This window comes from Lacinutrix venerupis, assembly GCF_003663945.1.
Taxonomy (GTDB): Bacteria; Bacteroidota; Bacteroidia; order Flavobacteriales; family Flavobacteriaceae; genus Lacinutrix; species Lacinutrix venerupis.
On the sequence record NZ_RCCH01000006.1, the window covers coordinates 137,259 to 158,192 of the forward strand.

A 20,934-nucleotide genomic window follows, 5' to 3' on the forward strand; every position below is an offset into this window, starting at 1 on the left:
TTTGTAACAAAATAGAAAGTGGTTCGTCGTAATAACATAAACCAACCAAAAGAAATGACACAGTTAGAATTTTTAAATGTTGTAACGCCTTTTAAAGACAAAGTCTTTAGACTAGCAAAACGTTTGCTTGTGTCTAGAGAAGAGGCTGAAGATGCAACACAAGAAGTTTTAATTAAACTGTGGAAAAATAAAGCAAAAATAAAAGATTATAAAAATATTGAAGCTTTTTCTATGACGATGACAAAGAATTTTTGTTTCGATAAGTTAAAGTCTAAACAGGCTCAAAATTTAAAAATTGTACATAATAATTATCAAGACCATAATGTGTCTCTACAAAAAGCAGTAGAATTAAATGATAGTTTAAATTGGGTAGAAAAAATTATGCAAGAGCTACCAGAGCAACAAAAAATGGTAGTTCAATTAAGAGATATAGAACAGTACGATTTTAAAGATATAGCAAAAATGCTTGATATGAATGAAACTGCAATACGTGTAGCTTTATCAAGAGCAAGAAAAACAATACGAGAAAAATTAACGAAAACACATAATTATGGTGTTAAATAATATAGAACATTTATTAGAAAAATACGAAAATGGTGAAACATCACTAAAAGAAGAGCAGCAGTTAAAAAACTATTTTTCTCAAGAAACTGTAGCGCCACATTTAGAAATGTATAAACCAATGTTTCAATATTTTGTAGTAAACCAACAAGAACAGTTTACTAAGCAATTACCACTAAAATCTAAAAAAGTATTTAATTACAAGTGGCTATCTATTGCAGCAGTTGTGGTTTTAATGGTGTCAATTTTTATAACTAAACCTTTTAATAATGAAGAACTAATGCTTACAGCGGCAGAAAAAACAGAAATTAAAAATGCTAAAGAAGCTTTAGCAATTATGTCTAAACACCTTAATCAAGGTACAGCGCAAGTAAATTATTTAGGAGCAATTAATAAGGCTGGCACACAAGTTGACTACTTAAAAGAAATAACCAATCCTATGGATCGCTTATTTAAAAATAAAAAATAAAAAGTGATGTGATGAATTTAAAAACTATAAATAAATTCTAAAGTAAATCTCAACATCATTTATATAAATAACACTTTAAAAATTAGAAAAATGAACACAATAAATAAATTAAACGCGATGAAAAAATCTTTAGTTGTATTAGCATTAGCAATACTATTAATGCCATTAACAGCAATGGCTCAAACCGATATATTTGAAAAATATAGCAATAGTGATAATGTAACATATGCATCTATAAAGCCAAAAATGTTTCAAATGTTAGCAGGAATTGATATTGAAACAGATAGTAAGGAAGCTCAAGAGTACATGAAAATGGTAAAAAGTATTACTAGTTTTAAAACTTTGGCAACAGACGATAAAAATGTAGCTGGAGATATTGCAAAATGGGTTAAAGCACGTTCTGGATCTCTTGAAGAATTAATGGAAATTAAAGATGATGGTGTAGTTGTAAAATTTTATGTTAAAGAAGGTAGAGATGAAAATTTTGTAGCAGAACTTTTAATGTTTGTTAATGGTTTAGATGCAGTTACTAAAGATTTAGATGTTAACGTAAACGGAAAGAAAAGAGGTATGGAATCTGTATTAGTTTCTTTTACAGGAGATATAGATTTAAATCAATTATCTAAGCTAATTAATGCTTTCGATTTACCAGGAGGAAAAGAATTAGACAAAAAGAAAAAATAATAAGTTATTCGTTTTTTATCAATCATCACCTATAAATATCATGAAATCAATTATAAAAACTGTTTGTTTAAGCTTATGTTTAGCTCTTGCTGTAGTAAGTTGTAAAGACGAAGCATCAATACAAAGTTATTTTGTAGACAATCAAGATAAACCAGAATTTTTAACTTTAGATCTTTCTCCAAAAATGTTAGATATATCTAAAGTAGAATTAGACGAAGAACAAAAACAAGTTTACGAGTCTTTTGAGAAAGTAAATATTTTAGCATATAAAATTTCAAAAGGAAATAAAGAAACCTACGCTCAAGAATTAGAAAAAATAAAAACTATTTTTAAAGATGAGAGATATAATGAGTTAATGGAGTTTAGCGACAATGGTACAAAGTTTATTGTTAATACCGTAGGCGATAATAATGATGTTGATGAGTTTTTAGTATTAGCAAGCTCAAAAGAACTTGGGTTTGCAGTATTAAGAGTTTTAGGTAAAGATATGCAGCCAGAAAAATTATATAAATTAATATCTAAAATTCAAAAAGCAGACGTAGCCGAAGGTCAACTTAAAAAAGTGATGGATTATTTTAAAGAATAATTTATAATAAAAAAAGAGAAAAGGCTTATCGAGAGATAAGCCTTTTTTTTATTTAAATAAGTTGGTGTCGTTTAATTTAGAATCGTCAATATCTACCGATTTCTTTTTTGGTATAAATAAATTTACAACAACTATAGCGTAGAGAATACCTATAATAATTTGCACTATCACGTTATGCAGCAAGTTGGCTAAGCCAGCAATAAAAAAACTGAGAACTACAATAGATGCTAAGTATAGAGATTGTCTGTCTGTTATCATGTTTATATTCCAGTATAATTACTTGGCGAAATCGCTTTTAATTCTGTTTTAATAGCATCGCTAACCTCTAAGGTATCAATAAAATTTGAAATAGATGCTTCTGTAATAGCTTCATTTGTTCTTGTGAGACCTTTTAAGGCTTCGTATGGGTTTGGGTAAGCTTCGCGACGTAAAATAGTTTGTATAGCTTCTGCAACCACAGCCCAATTATTTTCTAAATCTTCAGCAAATTTAGATTCGTTTAATAGTAGTTTATTTAACCCTTTTAAGGTAGATAAAAAACCAATTAACGTATGCCCAAAAGGGACACCTACATTACGCAAAACAGTACTGTCTGTTAAATCACGTTGTAAACGCGAAATAGGTAATTTTGCCGATAAATGTTCAAAAATAGCATTAGCTATACCTAAATTACCTTCAGAATTTTCAAAATCTATTGGGTTTACTTTATGTGGCATCGCGCTACTTCCTACTTCGCCAGCTTTAATTTTTTGTTTAAAGTAATCCATAGAAACGTAAGTCCAAATATCACGATCTAAATCTATAATAATAGTATTAATACGTTTTAAACAATCAAACAAAGCTGCCATATGGTCGTAATGCTCAATTTGAGTGGTTGGGAATGAATGTTGTAACCCTAGTTTTTCTTGAACAAAATGGCTTCCAAAAGCTTTCCAGTCTATAGTTGGATAAGCTACTTTATGTGCATTAAAATTACCAGTAGCACCTCCAAATTTTGCTGCACTTGGGATATCGTTTAATAAATTAAATTGTTCTTTTAAGCGTACTACAAATACTTCAATCTCTTTTCCTAAACGTGTTGGAGAGGCTGGTTGACCGTGTGTTCTGGCAAGCATTGGTATTGTAGCCCATTCTTTAGATAAAGCTTCTAAACGTTTTAATACTTCAAAATATTGAGGCACGTAAACATCGTTCATCGCTTCTTTAATACTTAAAGGAATTGCAGTGTTGTTAATGTCTTGAGAGGTTAATCCAAAATGAATAAACTCCTTATATTGTTCTAAACCAAGTTTATCGAATTCTTTTTTAATAAAATACTCAACAGCTTTTACATCGTGGTTTGTTATGCTTTCAATATCTTTTATTGCTTGAGCATCTTCAGCATTAAACTCTTTATAAATTTTACGTAAATCTTCAAAAACAGAAGTGTCAATGCTTTTAAGTTGAGGTAAAGGTTGCTCGCAAAGTGCGATAAAATATTCTACTTCAACTAAAACTCGGTATTTAATAAGGGCTTCTTCGCTAAAGTATTTACCTAAGGCTTCAACTTTATTTCTATAACGACCATCTATTGGTGAGATGGCATTTAATGCAGATAATGACATAGTTTGTGTGTTGTTTTGTTTCAATTTTTTGAAAGCAACAAATATAGCTAACAAAGTTAAAAGTATAAAGTTAGAAGAAATAAGTTTTAGGTAGTTATTAACTAATCTATTATTTCTTAATTTTTTTTAAAATTTGTCTGGCTCTAGCTTTAAACCCAGAGCTTTGCATTTGGTAATCGCGTTCTAAAATAATTGCCAATTCAGGATGTATCCAGTCGTACTCTTGACCTAATAAAAAAAGACTATTCATAGAGTAAGCTTTAGGCGCTATCTTTTCATCGTTAATCATCCAATCGAAACAAGCTTCAATTATTTTTTCTTTATGGAAAGCGGTTAATGCGTGTTTTATGTCGTTATCTTGCTTGCTATACAATGCTACTGTTAAATATTCGCAAATTTTTGCAACAGGTCTTACGGCAGAATCTATGTGTATTTTACTAATGTTTGTTGTAAAATAATCTAAATAAGGGATTATTTTATTTAATTTTTTTCCACACATAAACTCTAAAACCCAAGCAGCACGAGGTGAAATTTTATTGTCTACCATAAACATGATATCCAGTAGCTTAGGTAATAAATCTGGATTGTTAATTATTAAATTAGCATAGTATAATCGCTTCTCTCGAGAGTGATTTACATAATTTAATTCTTGGTATAAAGCTTCAGTAGTCAATAGAAATTATTACTTTTAAGCAATAAAATTAAGGAAAACGAAACAATAATTTAAGTGTTTTTTAATAAAGCTTTTAGGTAAATTGTTTCGGTCTTGTAACAACTTAAAATAAAAATAAGCTATATGAAGATTGTAAAAAAAATTCTACTACTTTTATTAGTGGTTTTTGTAGTTGCTCAATTTTTTGGGCCTGAAAAAAATGAAGGTTCGTTAGAGTCTGTAACTGCTTTTTTAGAAGAAACTAAACCTCCTGAACATGTAAAAACAATATTGGTAGAAACTTGTTTCGATTGCCATAGTAATGTAACAAGATATCCTTGGTATAGTAATATTACTCCTGTAAATTATTGGTTATCAAACCACGTAAAAGATGGAAAAAAACATTTTAATGTCTCTGCTTGGGAAGGCTCTTCAGTAAAAAGAAAAGATCATAAGTTTGAAGAACTTATAGAAATGGTAGAAGATAAAGAAATGCCTTTACCTTCTTACACTTGGGCACATGGAGATGCAAAATTAAGCAACCAGCAAATTTCAGATGTTTTAAAATGGGCAAACCAAGTGCGTACAATGTATGCATTGCAACCAAGACCTCAATAATTTATAAAAAAACGTTATATTAATAGAACATTATTAAATAATCCCTCTTGAATAAAAAACTTCTTATTATCGGTTTCGTTTGGCCAGAACCTCAAAGTTCTGCCGCAGGAAGTCGAATGATGCAATTAATCGAAATCTTTAAATCTAAAAATTACGACATTACTTTTGCTACTGCTTGTGCAAAAAGTGAAAATGCTTTCGATTTAAAGACAATAAACATAAAAACCAAAAACATTGAAATTAACAATTCGAGTTTCGATAGTTTTATAAAAGATCTAAATCCAGACGTGGTGTTGTTTGATAGGTTTATGATTGAAGAACAATATGGATGGCGAGTGGCAGAGCAGTGCCCAAAAGCGTTAAGAATTTTAGATACAGAAGATTTACATTGTTTACGAAGAGGAAGAGAACAGGCCTTAAAAGATAATACCGTTTTTGATATTAGTTATTTGTATAACGATACAGCAAAGCGTGAAGTGGCTAGTATTTATAGATGCGATCTTACCATTATAATATCGGAAATAGAAATGCAAATATTAAGGCAGCAGTTTTTAGTAAACGATGGTTTGCTATGCTATCTCCCTTTTTTGGTAGAATCTATTTCTCAAAAAACACAAAAAGCTTTACCAGATTTTAAAAAGAGAGAACACTTTATAACTATTGGTAATTTTTTACATAAACCTAATGTAGATGGCTTAATCCATTTAAAACAAAATATATGGCCATTAATTAGAAAAAAATTACCTAAAGCAGAAATTCATATTTACGGTGCTTATGTAACAGAGCAAGCAAAACAATTAAATAACGAAAAAGAAGGTTTTTTAATAAAAGGTTATGTAGAAGACGTAAATACACTAATGAAAGATTACAAAATTTGCTTAGTACCTTTGCGTTACGGAGCAGGTTTAAAAGGTAAAATTTTAGACGCAATGGTTAATGGAGTTCCATGTGTAACAACAAGTATTGGAGCAGAAGGAATGTATGGTAACTTAGAACCTAATGGGTTTATAGAAGATGCACCAGAAGATTTTGCAGAAAAAGCAGTAGAGCTTTATACCAATAAAATATTTTGGGCAGGAAAGCAGAAGTTAGGTGTGAAAATTGTTAATCTTCGTTTTGATAAATTGTTATACACTAAAGATTTTTTATTTAAAGTAGAAAATACCCAGAACGCCATAGAATTACACAGGAGAAATAACTTTACAGGAAGTATGATCATGCATCATACTTTACAAAGTACTAAGTTTATGAGTAAGTGGATAGAAGAGAAAAATAAGAAATAATTACGCTATTAAACTTAAAACTATATTTATGAAAAGCACAGTATTTAAAAATACAACATTGTTAGTGTTTTTACTATTTGCCTCATTGGTGAAAGCTCAAATGAATACTAAACAAGTAGATTCGTTAGTAAATTATGCAATGAGTAAGTTTAATGTTGCTGGTTGTGCTGTAGCTGTTGTTAAAGATGGAAAAGTAATTCATAATAAAGGATATGGAGTAAAATCTATAATAACAAAAGAACCTGTAAACAAACATACGCAATTTGCTATTGCATCAAACAGTAAAGCTTTTACTACAGCAGCATTAGCTATTTTAGTGGAAGAAGGAAAAATAACTTGGTTAGATAAAGTAAAAGATCATATTCCAGAATTTAGAATGTATAATCAATATGTAGAAGATAATTTTAATATTCAAGATTTAGTAACACATCGTAGTGGATTAGGTTTAGGTATGGGAGATTTAATGTTTTTTCCAGATGGTGCCGATTTTAAAATGGAAGATTTATTAAGCAGTTTTCAATATTTTAAACCAGAATCTGCTTTTAGAACAAAATGGGATTACGATAATCTACTATACTTAGTCGCTGGTGAGCTTATTGCTAGAAAAAGCGGCATGACTTGGGAAGAGTTTATTACAAAAAACATTCTTAAGCCTTTAAATATGAATAATAGTTATGCGTCTTTAGCAGATGTAAAAGATACTAGTAATTTAGCTGCCTCCCATACTGTAGAAAATGGAAATATTAGAGTAATACCAACTTTTAAAGAGATGATGAATGGTGCTGCAGGTGGTATATTTTCTAATGTAGATGATATTTCTCAATGGATGTTACTACAATTAAATAAAGGTAAGTATGGCGATAGTTTAAATAAGCAACTTTTTACAGAAAAAAGCCATCGCGAAATGTGGCGTATACATACTGTAATGAGTACAGATCCAAATCCAAGATATAATTCTCATTTTGCAGGTTATGGTTTAGGTTGGTTTTTATCGGACGTAAAAGGCAATATGAAAGTAGAACATACAGGAGGTTTACCAGGAATGTTATCTAACACAGTAATGATTCCAGATTTAAATTTAGGTGTGGTAATTTTAACTAATACTAGCGATGATGGTGCTGGATTATTTTCTGCAGTAGCAAATGCAATTACAGATGATTATTTAGGTTTAGACAATTTTAATTGGGTAGATAAATACGCTAATTATTTTACACAACGCACAACAGGAAACGATGATTTTACTAAAAAAGTTTGGGACGAAGTTGCAGCAGCAGATGCCTCGCAGATAAAACAAAAAAACTTTATTGGCTTTTATAGAGATAATTGGTTTGGTAAAGCAGAGGTATTTAAAAAAGAAGGAAAATTATGGATTAGGTTCTTGCGATCTCCTAAACTTAATGGAGAATTACAGTATTATAAAGAGAATATTTTTGCAGTAAAATGGGAATACCAAGACATGAATGTCGATGCTTTTGTAACATTTGCTTTAGATAAAAAAGGCAAAGCACAAGGAATTAAAATAAAAGGAATCTCTCCTAATATAGATTTTAGTTTCGATTTTCAAGATTTAGACTTACAACGTGTTAAAGAATAATAACACAAGTTGTTTTACTACATTTTAAAACATAAAAAAGCCTCAAAAATTACTTTTTGAGGCTTTTTTTATGAGATTAAGTAATTACTTTTAATTAAGCAACAACATCTTGTTTCTTTATTTTTCTGTAAGTAAAAGAGTTAAAAATACTACGTTTTGCAAAACGTGTTTGCTTATCGCTTTGAGCAAATTTAATATATAACGCTTTGTTTACACCAAAGTACTCGTAAGTGTTACCATCTAAAAAAGTAACCTCTAAAAGCAATCCTTTGTGTTTCCAATCCATAATAGGAGTAGAGATTGTAGTATTATATTCTTCTAAATTAGCAGCTTTAGTTTCAGGCGCAATACTTACTAAAAAATGGTAGCCATCAATAACTTTACGGCTCATAATTTCAGCCTCTTCTGCTTTAGCATCATTATCTTGAAATTTATCTGGATGCCATTCCTTTACAAGATTTCTGTACTTTTTTTTAAGTTCGCTAAGTGTTGGCTGTCCTTCAACTTCAAATAACTTTTTATACTCGTTTATGCGTTTCATAATAATGCAATTCTAATTTTTGCGCGAAAGTACTCTTTTGTTTTGGATTTTGAATGTATTTATTTGTAGAAGTTTTATTTTGAGGTGGTTTAGGAGTTTAAACTTTTATTTTAGACTATGTTTATAGTCTATGTACAAGCAAAGAAATTATACGGTTTATTGTTTTATTTCCCAATAAAGGCCAAAAATGAATTTTTAAAATAGCGATAATCATTTAGCGCATTAACTCCAGTTATTGAAATTTTAATTTTTGAATCTAATCGACCAAGTCTATTGCTCATAAATTCTCTCCACATTGTATTACTTAAAATTGAATTTGTTCTGCTTGATGAAATATAGAATATTATGTTAGAATTTGTTTCTCTATGTGTTTTAAATTCAAATTTGTCGTTTAAGTTAAGAATAGAAAACATTTTATACGAATTCGATGTTTTAGTGGAATCGTATAATTTTTTAAAAGAATTTTGGTCAATATCAAAAAGTATTAAAAAATCTTCTGGTTTAGAGTCGTTATTTTTAGAGTAATCAATAAGCCTCTTTTTTGCCCATTTTGGATTTAATAAAAAATAATAAATGTCAGAATCAGATTCTGGTTTACTAACTTTTTTTAATTCATTTTCTACTAGTAAATGTTCTTTACACGCCTCTTGTTTTACATGATAAATACAAAAACCTATTTTATGAGCCGAGTTTTTAAAATCAATCCAAAGTTCATTATTAGATTTTTTAATTTGGGAATATGTTTTTAAGCTAAACAATGAAATTAATAAACAAACAGTAATCAAGTAATTTTTTTGTTTTATCATTTTAAAATTATAATGGTAAGATTTTTAATGTTTTATGTAAAGGTAAAATTAAATTCGAAGTTCGTGTGTTTTTTTTAGACAACGTTTATTGTACTAAAAAAACCAAGCGTTTAGTTAAAAATGATTTTATACATTTTTGGCCAAACGCTTTTTATATATTCTTAATGTTTCTTTTTAGAGACAATATATATTGTTTGCTTTATGTTTCATTAAGAAGTTTCACAGTACATTGTTTATGTACTTAATGTTTTAGAATAAAAATGGTTAACATTTAAGAATAAATTCATTCTAAAATAAAAGTTTAAACCTTAAACATTCTCATAAAATATCGTAAATTTGCTCGCGTTTAACAACGCACTATGGCAAATTCAACAAAATACATATTTGTAACCGGAGGAGTAACTTCTTCACTTGGAAAGGGTATTATAGCAGCATCTTTAGCAAAGCTTCTTCAGGCACAAGGTTATAGAACCACAATTCAAAAATTAGATCCATACATTAATATAGATCCTGGTACACTTAATCCATACGAGCATGGCGAATGCTATGTTACAGATGATGGTGCAGAAACAGATTTAGATCTTGGTCACTACGAGCGTTTTTTAAATGTACCTACAAGCCAGGCTAATAATGTTACAACAGGTCGTATATATCAAAGTGTAATAGATAAAGAACGTAGAGGTGAATTTTTAGGTAAAACTGTACAAGTAATACCACATATAACAGACGAAATTAAACGCAGAATTCAACTTTTAGGACGTTCTGGAGATTACGATATTGTTATTACAGAGCTTGGAGGAACCGTTGGTGATATCGAGTCTTTACCTTACGTAGAAAGTGTAAGACAATTAAAATGGGAATTAGGAGAAAATAATACTTTATCTATCCATTTAACCTTAATTCCATATTTAGCTGCTGCAGGAGAATTAAAAACAAAGCCAACACAGCATAGTGTAAAAACACTAATGGAAAGTGGTGTGCAGGCAGATATTTTAGTATGTAGAACAGAGCATGAATTGTCTCAAGATATTCGCCATAAATTAGCACGTTTTTGTAATGTAACACCAGATTCTGTAATGCAATCTATAGATGCATCTACAATTTACGATGTGCCAAATTTAATGCTAGAAGAAGGGTTAGATACTGTTGTTTTAAGAAAATTAGGTTTAGAAAGCCATACTCCAGATTTAACACAATGGAATGAATTTTTAAAAAGACATAAAAATCCAAAATCTGAAGTTACCATTGGTTTAATTGGTAAATATGTAGAACTTCAGGATTCATACAAATCAATATTAGAAGCCTTTATTCATGCAGGTGCAGAAAAAGAAGTAAATGTTACTATAGAATCTGTACATTCTGAATATTTAAATGGTGAGAATGCAAAAGCCATGTTATCTCATTTAGACGGTGTTTTAGTAGCACCAGGATTTGGAGAGCGTGGTATTGAAGGTAAAATAGATGCCGTTAGGTATGTAAGAGAAAATAATATTCCGTTTTTAGGTATTTGTTTGGGTATGCAAATGGCAGTTATTGAGTTTGCTAGAAATGTATTAGGTTTAAAAGACGCAAATTCTACAGAAATGGATGAGCAAACACCTAATCCTGTTATTAATTTAATGGAAGAGCAAAAAAACATTACAGACAAAGGTGGGACTATGCGTTTAGGAGCTTGGGATTGTAAATTAAAAGAAGACAGTATTGTAGGAAAACTATACAATACAGATGTTATAAAAGAACGTCACAGACACCGTTATGAGTTTAACAGTGACTATAAATCTCAAATAGAAGCTAAAGGCATGATTGCTACAGGTTTAAATCCTGAAACAGGTCTTGTAGAAATTGTAGAGATTCCTAGTCATCCTTGGTTTGTTGGTGTACAATACCATCCAGAGTATAAAAGTACAGTTGCAAATCCACATCCACTTTTTGTGGCTTTTGTAGCAGCAGCCTTAAAGCATAAAACAAATAAATAAAGTGTCAGTTTGGCATAAATTAAATAACGGATTACTTTTTGAAGAGTCCAAAATATACTTTTTAAAAAACTAACTAGATTATATCTCAACTATTTTGAGATAGCTTAAGTAATATGGAAGAAAAAAAATTAGATGTAAAATCGATTATAGGTTTTGTACTTATATTTGGTATTTTATTATTCATGATGTGGCAAAACCAGCCATCACCAGAAGAAATTGCTGCTGAAGAAAAAGCAAAACAAGAGCAAATTGAAGCAGATAAAAAAGCAAAAGAAGCTGCCGCTAACGATAATACTAAAGTAACAACAGCAGACGATTTCTCTAACGAAACATTAGGAGATTCATTACAACAAATAGCAAACCAAAATAAATTTGGAGCATTTGCATACGGAGCCGGATTAAATTCTGAAGATGTATCTGTAGATAATGGTGTTTTAGATTTAACATTCTCTAAAAGAGGTGGACATTTATCTGAAGTAAAGCTTAATAAGTTTGTAGATTTCGATTCTATTCCAATTTATTTAGTAAAAGATAATAATGCAAGTTTCAACATTAATTTTGGAACAACAGATAGCCGAATATTAAATACTAAAGATTTACCGTTTCAATCTAATGTAACTAAAAACGGAGAAAACACTTTAGTTTCTATGAAATTAAAAGTGTCTGAAACTAAGTTTTTAGAATACTTGTATGTAATCAAACCTAACGATTACATGATAGATTTCACAATTAAATCTCAAGGATTAAGTAATGTAATCAATGGATCTCAAGACATTAATTTAAATTGGGAACAAACAAGTAAACGTCACGATCAAAGTATAAGTTACGAAAACCGTTATACACGTTTAACTTACCAGCATGATGGAGGTAATATAGACAAACTATCGCAATCTGGTGAAGATGAAGAAACGGTAGAAGACTTAGATTGGTTATCGTTTAGACAACATTTCTTTAGTTCTATTTTAGTGGCCGATAAGCCATTAAAATCTGTAATGTTAACTTCTAAAGACTTAGTAGAAGAAGAGACAATAGATACTTTATTTACAAAAACATTTGGTGCAAAAACAACCTTAGCGTTACAAGGAAATGAATTAAACCAAAACTTTGGTCTTTTTTACGGCCCAACAGACAGTACAGTTTTAAAACCTTACGATAAAAACTTAGAAGAAAGTATTCCTCTTGGTTGGGGACTTTTTGGCTGGATTAACGAATATTTATTTATACCGTTATTTGGCTTTTTAAGCTCGTTTTTACCATTTGGTATTGCAATTATTGTAATGACGGTGCTTATTAAATTAGCGATGTCTTTTGTACAATACAAGCAATATTTATCGCAAATGAAAATGAAAATTCTTAAGCCAGAATTAGATGCTATTCGCGAAAAGCATAAAAACAATAAAATGAAAGCGCAACAAGAAACTATGGCGCTACAAAATAAAGCAGGTGCAAGCCCAATGGCGGGATGTTTACCAGCATTAATACAAATGCCAGTTTTCTATGCTTTATTTATGTTTTTTCCAACAGCTTTTGCTTTAAGACAGAAAAAGTTTCTTTGGGCAGACGATTTATCATCTTACGATATTATTGCAAAATTACCTTTCGATATTCCTATTTACGGAGATCACATAAGTTTATTCCCAATCTTAGCAGCTATTGCAATTTTCTTTTATATGAAAATGACAACAGGACAACAACAAATGTCTGCACCACAACAAGAAGGTATGCCAGATATGGCAAAAATGATGAAGTACATGATTTATTTTGCACCAATAATGATGATGGTATTCTTTAATAAATATGCGTCAGGATTAAGTTTATATTATTTTATATCTAACTTAATTAGTATTGGTATATTAATAGTTATCAAAAACTTTATTTTAGATGAAGATAAAATTCATGCTAAAATTCAAGAGCAAAAAGCAAAGCCTAAAAAAGAAAGTAAATTCCAGAAAAAAATGAAAGAAATGATGGAACAGGCAGAGCAGCAAAAACAAGCTCAAAAACGTAATAAAAAATAATATTATTAAATTTTTATAAAAGCTGCCATACAATATTAAGTTTGGCAGCTTTTTTGTTTTATACAATTAGAAAAAGAAAAATACGTTAACCGTAAGTATATTTACTCCTTTATTTAAAAGGATGCAAAAAAAATAAAATATAAAAATGAATAGAATTTTGTTGCTAATATTAGCATTAGTCTCATTTACCTTATCTGCACAAAATATTAATCAAATGGATGCAGATGGTAATCGTCATGGTGTTTGGAAAAAAAACTTTGAAGGTACAAAAGTATTGCGCTATGAAGGTAAATTTAACCACGGTAAAGAAGTTGGAACATTTAAGTTTTATAAAAATATTGAAAACCAACCTGTTTTAACTGCAACTAGAACATTTAGTGAAACAAGTGATTTAGCCGATGTAAAATTTTTCTCATCTACCAAGCATTTAATAAGCGAAGGAAAAATGAGAGGCAAAACCTTTGTAGGAAAATGGATTTATTACCACAACAGATCTAAAGTCGTCATGACGGAGGAGTTTTACGATGCTAAAGGTAAACTAGAAGGTTTAAAGAAAACGTATTATTTAAGTGGTCAATTAGCAAAACAAGAAAATTATAATTCTGGGATTGTAGATGGAGAATCCAAATGGTACTCAGAGTCGGGAAAACTTTTAAAAGTTTTTAATTATAAAAATGGAGAATTACATGGGCCTGCAAAAATATACGATACAAAGGGAAATATAGAACAAGAAGGTGTCTACCAAAAAGATAGACGACACGGCATTTGGAAATTCTATAAAAAAGGTACACTTATAAAAGAGCAAGATTTTACAAGACGTAGTAAAAATCCATATAAGAAAAAGTAAAAAAATAAGCGCTTAGATAATTATCTAAGCGCTTTTGATTTTAATATTAAGAACTCTTGCTATTAATCTATCTAACGATTTTTTTTATGCCTCATATTAAAATACTATATCTTTTACATAGGTAATAATACTTTGTTCACGGCATGTATTACACCATTAGTTGCTTGAACATCTACTGCAATAATACCAATATCTGTATTTCCAGATCCATCTGTTACATCTGCAATATTACTTCCTGTTCCAGGAAGTGTAACAGTAATATTATCTCCTTCAAGACTAGGAGCTGTTGTATCTCCATTAGGTGTTAAATCTGTAGATCTTACATTGGCACCAGAAATTACATGGTGTAATAAAATATTTGTTAACACTGTTTCGTCTGTAGGAATTGTTATATCGCTAAAAGCATCGTTTGTAGGAGCAAAAACAGTAAAATCTGGATTAATATTATCTGCATTATTTTCAGTTCTTGCAAGAATGCTAGCAAAATCTGTTTGTGGCGTTAATGTTGTTAAAGCTTCTTGAAGCGTATCAAAATTCGGGTCTGCTACGGCAAAAGTAGTTACAGTTGGTAAGTCTATAACTTCGTCTACAATATGTACAATACCGTTAGTAGTAGTAACATCTGCAGTGGTAACAGATGCAACTCCATTTAATTGTACTCCAGAATTACCATTATAAAATATACTTAAATTGCTGTTATTTGGTCCGCTAGCCATAGTAGTTGCATAGCCTGTAGAATTTGCTAATGCAGTAGATGTTATATTGGAATCCGCAATAACGTGGTTTAATAATATTTGTGTAAGTACATCGTTAGGCACTTCAGATAAAGAAGAAAAACCTTTAGCTTGTAAAAAAGACGTAAATGCGGCATTTGTTGGAGCAAAAACAGTTCTTTCTCCTTCTACAGATAAAGCATCAACTAATCCGGCTTGTATAACTGCATCAACTAAAACACTTAGGCTTGGTGTAGCTTGTGCAATTTCTACAATGTTTAATGGTTGTGTTACAGGTACTGTAGATGTCGCGTCATCATCATCACTACAAGACCAAAATAATGTAATTGCTAATAAAGCAAGAGAGATTTTCTTTAGATTTTTCATAATAATTATATTTTATTTATTGTTTTGTTTATCAAAAATATAAAAACATTAAACAAAATATGTAAAATATTTGTTAAATGTATTTTTGAAAAGATTAAACAAAAATAAAGTCATGCTTTGAAAATTTTTATTATAAGTAATAAAAAATTAAAATCTTGTATCTTTGCAAACGGTAAATTAATGCCTAAATGTTATAAATAATATCACTGCTTTTGCAGAAAAAATAATATGAAAAAAAGAGTAATTGTAGGACTTTCAGGTGGTGTAGATTCTAGTGTTGCAGCTTATTTGTTAAAGGAGCAAGGTTATGAGGTTATAGGTCTTTTTATGAAAAACTGGCATGACGATTCTGTAACCATTTCAGATGAGTGTCCATGGCTAGACGATAGTAATGATGCAATGCTTGTTGCCGAAAAATTAGGTATTCCGTTTCAAACGGTAGACTTAAGTGAGCAATATAAAGAGCGCATTGTAGATTACATGTTTAACGAATACGAAAAAGGACGTACACCAAACCCAGACGTATTATGTAACAGAGAAATAAAATTCGATGTTTTTATGAAAATAGCTTTAGATCTTGGAGCAGATTACGTTGCTACTGGACATTATTGCAGAAAAGGAACCATAGAGAATAACGGAGAGCAGGTATATCAATTACTTTCTGGAAAAGATAATAATAAAGATCAATCTTATTTTTTGTGCCAATTATCTCAAGATCAATTAGCAAAAGCATTATTTCCAATTGGAGAGTTACAAAAAAGTGAAGTACGTGAAATTGCTAAACAAGCCGATTTAATTACAGCAGACAAAAAAGATTCACAAGGTCTTTGTTTTATAGGCAAAGTAAGATTGCCAGATTTCCTTCAACAACAATTAAAACCAAAAGATGGTGTTATAGTAGAAATTCCTAAAGATAATTTTCATTACAAAACAACTCAAACCTCTTTTAAATCTAAAACCGAAGAACTTCAATATTTAAGCAGAAAAGCAGAGTATTCCATTTCAGATGGCGAAATAGTTGGAAAGCATCAAGGAGCACATTATTTTACAAAAGGACAACGTAAAGGCCTTTCTGTTGGCGGAAAAGTTGAGCCTTTATTTGTTATAGATACAGATGTAAAAGAGAATGTAATATATACAGGACAAGGTAAAGGCCATCCTGGTCTTTATAAAAAAGCATTATATGTTTCTAACGAAGAGTTACATTGGATAAGACCAGATTTAATGTTAAAAACCGACGAAACATTAAAAGTTTTAGCACGAATTAGGTATAGACAACCTTTAGAAAATGCCATATTGCATAAGGTAGAGTCTGGAATGTATGTGGAATTTGAAAATTTACAATCTGCAATTACCGAAGGTCAATTTGTAGCTTGGTATTTAGAAGACGAATTAGTTGGTTCAGGTGTAATTTCTTAACTTGCAGTAAATAAACTTTCTGTTATGTTTAGAAATATTATATGTTTTGTTTTTTTATTATTTCAACTAAATAGTTTAGCCCAAGAAGATGCATGGGTATATTTATTAGATAAAGAAAATGTTCAAACTTCTATAGCAAACCCAATTTCTATACTTACTCAAAAAGCAATTGATAGAAAAGCGGCACATAATATTCCTATAGATGAACGAGATGTGCCAGTAAACGAAAATTACATTTCACAATTAAAAACTCAAACAGGAATTACGGTGTTAGCTAAATCTAAATGGTTTAATGCTGTTCATGTTCGAGGATTAGAAACAGATATTAATGCTTTAGAAAATTTAGCTTTTGTAGATGAAATTATTTTTGCAGACGATAGTTTAAACGCTAGAACAGAAAATACTAATACAAGTTCACCAGCTTCAAGTTTTAAAACGGAAAACGCACAAGTTATTTTTGATTATGGAAACGCATTAAACCAAATTCAAATGTTTAATGGAGATCAATTACATATTTCAGATTATACAGGAACAGGAATGACAGTTGCTGTAATAGATTCAGGATTTCCAGGAGTAGATGTTATTGCTGGATTTCAGCGTGTAAGAGATTCTTCTCATATTTTAGGGACTTACGATTTTGTAAATAGAGATATAGATGTCTATAATAATACATCCAGTAATCACGGTACTTTAGTGCTTAGTGATATGGTAGGTTATATAGAAAATGATTTTGTAGGTACAGCACCAGATGCTGAGTATTATTTGTTCATTACAGAACATGCACCAAATGAAAATCCTGTTGAAGAAAGTTATTGGGTAGAAGCAGTAGAACGTGCAGATAGCTTAGGTGTAGATGTTGTAAATACATCGTTAGGTTATAAAGACTATGATAATACTAACTACTCTCATACCGATGCCGATTTAGATGGTTTAACAACATATATTTCTAAAGGAGCGAATATTGCTTTCGAAAAAGGTATGCTTATGGTTACTTCTGCAGGAAATTCGGGAGCAAATGGAGTAAGTGCTCCAGGTGATGCACCAGGAAGTTTTACTATTGCAGCTGTAGATAGTAATGAGAATTATGCAAGCTTTAGTTCGCAAGGTAGTGCTATACAGTTAACACAAAAACCAGATGTTGCCGCGCAAGGACAAGGGAGTTATGTTATTAGTCAAAGTGGTGCAATATCAACAGCAAATGGCACTTCTTTTAGTTCACCAATTATGGCAGGCGGTATAGTTTGTTTATGGCAGGCATTACCAGATTTTACTAATGCCGAAATTATGCAATTGGTTCGAGAAACAGCATCACAATATAACAATCCAGATTATTTTTTAGGTTATGGTATTCCAGATTTATCGTTGGCTTTAGCTCAAGGATTATCCGTGCAAGATTTTCCAGAAACAACTACAGATTTAATAGTGTATCCAAATCCTGTTAAAAATAACTTATTTATAAAATTACCAACCGCCTACGAAACAGGACAAATAACTTTGTATGATGTTATAGGGAAAAAAGTATTAGAAAGTGCTATTTCTCAAACTAACAACAAAGTTAATGTGAGTTCTTTTTCTAAAGGAGTTTACCTTTTAAAAGTTGAAGCTGCAGGTTTAGCTAAAACATTAAAGTTAGTTGTTAATTAGTGTGTTCGATTAAAAAAAATCTAGAAATTAAAAAAACAAAACTATTCCATTGAAAAATAAAATAACTACGCTATTCAATATAAAATATCCAATTATTCAAGCTGGAATGATTTGGAACTCAGGATGGAAATTAGCATCAGCTTCAAGTAATGCAGGAATTCTTGGTTTAATTGGAGCAGGAAGTATGTACCCAGATGTGTTACGAGAGCATATTCAAAAATGCAAAAAAGCTACAAACAAACCTTTTGGTGTAAACGTGCCAATGCTATATCCTAATATTACAGAGATTATGGATATTATTGTAGAGGAAGGCGTAAAAATTGTATTTACTTCTGCAGGAAACCCAAAAACTTGGACTAAATGGTTACAAGACAAAGGTATTACAGTAGTACATGTTGTAAGTAGTGTAAAGTTTGCTTTAAAGGCTCAAGAGGCTGGAGTAGATGCTATTGTTGCCGAAGGTTTTGAAGCAGGAGGTCATAATGGTCGAGACGAAACTACAACCTTAACATTAATACCAATGGTACGTGAGCAATTACAAATTCCTTTAATAGCGGCTGGAGGTATAGCTACAGGAAGAGCTATGCTAGCTTGTATGGTTTTAGGAGCAGACGCTGTGCAGGTAGGAAGTCGTTTTGTGGCTAGTGAAGAGTCTAGTGCGCATAGGGCTTTTAAACAAGTTGTGGTAGATGCAAAGGAAGGAGATACACAATTAACTTTAAAAGAATTAGCACCTGTACGTTTAGTAAAAAATAAGTTTTATAACGATTTACAAGAACTTTATAAAACAGCGCCTGCACCAGAACAACTTAAAGAATTATTAGGTAGAGCTCGAGCTAAACGAGGCATGTTTGAAGGTGATCTTGAAGACGGAGAATTAGAAATTGGACAAATTGCAGGATTAATACACGATATAAAACCGGTTGCAACAATTGTGGAAGAAATGGTTACTGAATTTGAGGAAGCAAAAACAAATGTTGTGGCACTTTAGTTATTATGTAAATACACGTTTATTATTGTGTTATTAATATTTTCTTAATTTATAATATGCCTAAGCGATTTTATTTGGTAGAAACATCAAGTTAATCTTTTTAAAATTATCTTCAAAAACCAAAACCTAAGCAGTACTTTTGCCAAATGGTTTTAAGCAACTACACTAAAGAATTTAAATACAACTGGCAGCTGGCCGCACCAGTAATGTTGGGTATGCTTGGCCATACCTTTGTAAGCTTTATAGATAATATTATGGTTGGGCAATTGGGTACTGCAGAATTAGCTGCGGTGTCCCTTGGAAACAGTTTTATGTTTATTGCTATGTCTTTAGGAATTGGCTTTAGCACAGCTATTACACCATTAGTTGCAGAAGCAGATTCAGCAAAGGATTTTGCAGGAGGAAAATCAGCATTAAAACATGGTATCTTTTTATGTTCGGTTTTAGGTATTTTATTATTTCTACTTGTATTTTTTGCAAAACCATTAATGTATTTAATGAAACAGCCTGTTGAGGTTGTAGAATTAGCATTACCATATTTAGATTTGGTTGCATTTTCTTTAATTCCATTAATTATTTTTCAAGCTTTTAAGCAATTTAGTGATGGCTTGTCTATGACCAAGTATCCTATGTATGCAACCATTATTGGTAATGTTGTAAATGTGGTACTTAACTATTTATTTATTTTTGGAAAATTTGGTTTTCCAGAGTTAGGTATTGTAGGTGCAGCTTATGGTACTTTAGCATCAAGATTTATTATGTTATGGTATTTATGGTATTTGCTTAAGAAAAAAGACAAATCAAAGGATTTTGTAACCAATATAAAACTATTTGTTTTAGATAAATTAATGCTTAAAAAAATAATAAGTTTAGGTACACCAAGTGCTATGCAAATGTTTTTTGAAGTAGCTATTTTTACTGCAGCTATTTGGTTAAGTGGCTTGTTAGGTAAAAATCCTCAAGCAGCAAACCAAATAGCTTTAAACCTAAGTTCTATGACGTTTATGGTTGCAATGGGATTAAGTGTAGCCTCAATGATTAGAGTTGGAAATCAAAAAGGATTAAAAAAATATCACGAGTTACGCCGTATTGCTTTTTCATTATTTCTTTTAGGAACTCTTTTTGCCGTTGGTTTTGCATTAATATTTGCCTTGTTTCACGATTATTTACCAAGAATTTATGTAGATTTTGATGATGCCGTTAACTTTAATGACAATATGGAAGTTGTATCTATAGCGTCACAATTATTATTAGCAGCAGCAGTTTTTCAAATAAGTGACAGTATTCAAGTTGTTGTTTTGGGAGCTTTAAGAGGTTTACAAGACGTAAAAATACCAACCATAATAACATTTATTTCTTATTGGCTAGTAGGTTTTCCTATTAGTTGGTTTTTAGGTAAAGAAGAGGCTTATGCAAGTTTTGGTATATGGTTAGGCTTATTAGCAGGTTTAACAACTGCTTCAATTTTATTGTATTTAAGATTTAACTATCTTACAAAAAAACTAATTTTGTCTAACAGACTAATAACAAATAAATAAAGA

Annotated in this window: 20 protein-coding genes; 14 read left to right on the forward strand and 6 right to left on the reverse strand. The window is 30.6% G+C overall.

All coding sequences use genetic code 11. From position 1 onward, the window contains the following. Positions 1 to 54: 54 nt before the first annotated feature. From CLV86_RS10385 to CLV86_RS10400, 4 genes are all read left to right on the forward strand, one after another. A complete protein-coding gene (locus tag CLV86_RS10385; RefSeq protein ID WP_121052386.1) occupies positions 55 to 564 on the forward strand; it encodes an RNA polymerase sigma factor in 510 nt (169 codons plus the stop codon). After that, entirely contained in the window at positions 551 to 1,030 is a 480-nt protein-coding gene (locus tag CLV86_RS10390) for a hypothetical protein (RefSeq protein ID WP_121052174.1), read from the forward strand. Before CLV86_RS10385 ends, CLV86_RS10390 begins: the two co-directional genes overlap by 14 nt. Positions 1,031 to 1,120: 90 nt before the next feature. Beyond that, positions 1,121 to 1,714, forward strand: coding sequence for a DUF4252 domain-containing protein (locus CLV86_RS10395; RefSeq protein WP_121052176.1), 594 nt, complete (start codon positions 1,121 to 1,123; stop codon positions 1,712 to 1,714). Between the two features lie 40 nt (positions 1,715 to 1,754). Then, on the forward strand, positions 1,755 to 2,300 hold the full coding sequence (locus CLV86_RS10400) for a DUF4252 domain-containing protein (protein ID WP_121052178.1): 546 nt from the start codon (positions 1,755 to 1,757) through the stop codon (positions 2,298 to 2,300). A gap of 48 nt (positions 2,301 to 2,348) precedes the next feature. Here CLV86_RS10400 and CLV86_RS10405 read toward each other — a convergent pair whose 3' ends face one another. From CLV86_RS10405 to CLV86_RS10415, 3 genes are all read right to left on the reverse strand, one after another. Further along, positions 2,349 to 2,558, reverse strand: a complete 210-nt coding sequence (locus tag CLV86_RS10405) for a hypothetical protein (protein WP_121052180.1) — start codon at positions 2,556 to 2,558, stop codon at positions 2,349 to 2,351. Between the two features lie 2 nt (positions 2,559 to 2,560). Beyond that, positions 2,561 to 3,904: an adenylosuccinate lyase gene (purB, locus tag CLV86_RS10410; RefSeq protein WP_121052388.1), complete on the reverse strand. Its 1,344-nt coding sequence runs from the start codon at positions 3,902 to 3,904 to the stop codon at positions 2,561 to 2,563. 109 nt (positions 3,905 to 4,013) lie between these two features. Then, the gene (locus CLV86_RS10415) at positions 4,014 to 4,577 is read right to left on the reverse strand and encodes an adenylosuccinate lyase (protein ID WP_121052182.1); all 564 of its coding nucleotides are present in this window, start codon (positions 4,575 to 4,577) and stop codon (positions 4,014 to 4,016) included. Positions 4,578 to 4,700: 123 nt separating this feature from the next. On the opposite strand from CLV86_RS10415, the gene CLV86_RS10420 reads away from it, so the two are divergent. From CLV86_RS10420 to CLV86_RS10430, 3 genes are read left to right on the forward strand one after another with little or no spacing between them, the layout of a single operon-like run. Further along, on the forward strand, positions 4,701 to 5,174 hold the full coding sequence (locus CLV86_RS10420) for a heme-binding domain-containing protein (RefSeq protein ID WP_121052184.1): 474 nt from the start codon (positions 4,701 to 4,703) through the stop codon (positions 5,172 to 5,174). Between the two features lie 47 nt (positions 5,175 to 5,221). Next, on the forward strand, positions 5,222 to 6,457 hold the full coding sequence (locus CLV86_RS10425; RefSeq protein ID WP_121052186.1) for a glycosyltransferase: 1,236 nt from the start codon (positions 5,222 to 5,224) through the stop codon (positions 6,455 to 6,457). 28 nt (positions 6,458 to 6,485) lie between these two features. Continuing rightward, positions 6,486 to 8,051 carry a serine hydrolase gene (locus CLV86_RS10430; protein WP_121052188.1) on the forward strand — a complete coding sequence of 522 codons (1,566 nt, stop codon included), beginning with the start codon at positions 6,486 to 6,488 and terminating at the stop codon, positions 8,049 to 8,051. Positions 8,052 to 8,145: 94 nt separating this feature from the next. Here the strand turns inward: CLV86_RS10430 and CLV86_RS10435 are convergent, their stop codons facing one another. Together CLV86_RS10435 and CLV86_RS10440 are read right to left on the reverse strand one after the other, a co-directional pair. Further along, positions 8,146 to 8,592, reverse strand: coding sequence for a KTSC domain-containing protein (locus CLV86_RS10435; RefSeq protein WP_076732504.1), 447 nt, complete (start codon positions 8,590 to 8,592; stop codon positions 8,146 to 8,148). Between the two features lie 164 nt (positions 8,593 to 8,756). Further along, complete coding sequence (locus CLV86_RS10440) at positions 8,757 to 9,398, reverse strand: hypothetical protein (RefSeq protein WP_121052189.1); 642 nt, start codon at positions 9,396 to 9,398, stop codon at positions 8,757 to 8,759. A 359-nt stretch (positions 9,399 to 9,757) separates the two neighbouring features. Here CLV86_RS10440 and pyrG point away from each other — a divergent pair, with 359 nt between their 5' ends. The 3 genes from pyrG to CLV86_RS10455 all read left to right on the forward strand — a co-directional run bounded on the left by pyrG (position 9,758) and on the right by CLV86_RS10455 (position 14,239). Continuing rightward, positions 9,758 to 11,374 (forward strand): CTP synthase, encoded by a 1,617-nt coding sequence (gene pyrG, locus CLV86_RS10445; protein WP_076732508.1) that lies wholly within the window; start codon positions 9,758 to 9,760, stop codon positions 11,372 to 11,374. Positions 11,375 to 11,487: 113 nt separating this feature from the next. Then, positions 11,488 to 13,392, forward strand: coding sequence for a membrane protein insertase YidC (yidC, locus tag CLV86_RS10450; protein WP_121052191.1), 1,905 nt, complete (start codon positions 11,488 to 11,490; stop codon positions 13,390 to 13,392). 145 nt (positions 13,393 to 13,537) lie between these two features. Then, on the forward strand, positions 13,538 to 14,239 hold the full coding sequence (locus CLV86_RS10455) for a toxin-antitoxin system YwqK family antitoxin (protein WP_121052193.1): 702 nt from the start codon (positions 13,538 to 13,540) through the stop codon (positions 14,237 to 14,239). Positions 14,240 to 14,352: 113 nt separating this feature from the next. Here CLV86_RS10455 and CLV86_RS10460 read toward each other — a convergent pair whose 3' ends face one another. Next, positions 14,353 to 15,339 carry a fasciclin domain-containing protein gene (locus tag CLV86_RS10460; RefSeq protein ID WP_121052195.1) on the reverse strand — a complete coding sequence of 329 codons (987 nt, stop codon included), beginning with the start codon at positions 15,337 to 15,339 and terminating at the stop codon, positions 14,353 to 14,355. Between the two features lie 228 nt (positions 15,340 to 15,567). Between CLV86_RS10460 and mnmA the strand changes: the two genes are divergently transcribed. The 4 genes from mnmA (at position 15,568) to CLV86_RS10480 (ending at position 20,931) form a co-directional block, all read left to right on the forward strand. Continuing rightward, positions 15,568 to 16,758, forward strand: a complete 1,191-nt coding sequence (gene mnmA / locus CLV86_RS10465) for a tRNA 2-thiouridine(34) synthase MnmA (protein ID WP_076732518.1) — start codon at positions 15,568 to 15,570, stop codon at positions 16,756 to 16,758. Between the two features lie 24 nt (positions 16,759 to 16,782). After that, positions 16,783 to 18,402, forward strand: coding sequence for a S8 family serine peptidase (locus CLV86_RS10470; RefSeq protein WP_121052197.1), 1,620 nt, complete (start codon positions 16,783 to 16,785; stop codon positions 18,400 to 18,402). 49 nt (positions 18,403 to 18,451) lie between these two features. After that, positions 18,452 to 19,393, forward strand: a complete 942-nt coding sequence (locus tag CLV86_RS10475; protein ID WP_121052199.1) for an NAD(P)H-dependent flavin oxidoreductase — start codon at positions 18,452 to 18,454, stop codon at positions 19,391 to 19,393. Positions 19,394 to 19,539: 146 nt separating this feature from the next. Beyond that, positions 19,540 to 20,931 carry an MATE family efflux transporter gene (locus tag CLV86_RS10480; protein WP_121052201.1) on the forward strand — a complete coding sequence of 464 codons (1,392 nt, stop codon included), beginning with the start codon at positions 19,540 to 19,542 and terminating at the stop codon, positions 20,929 to 20,931. Positions 20,932 to 20,934 lie beyond the last annotated feature (3 nt).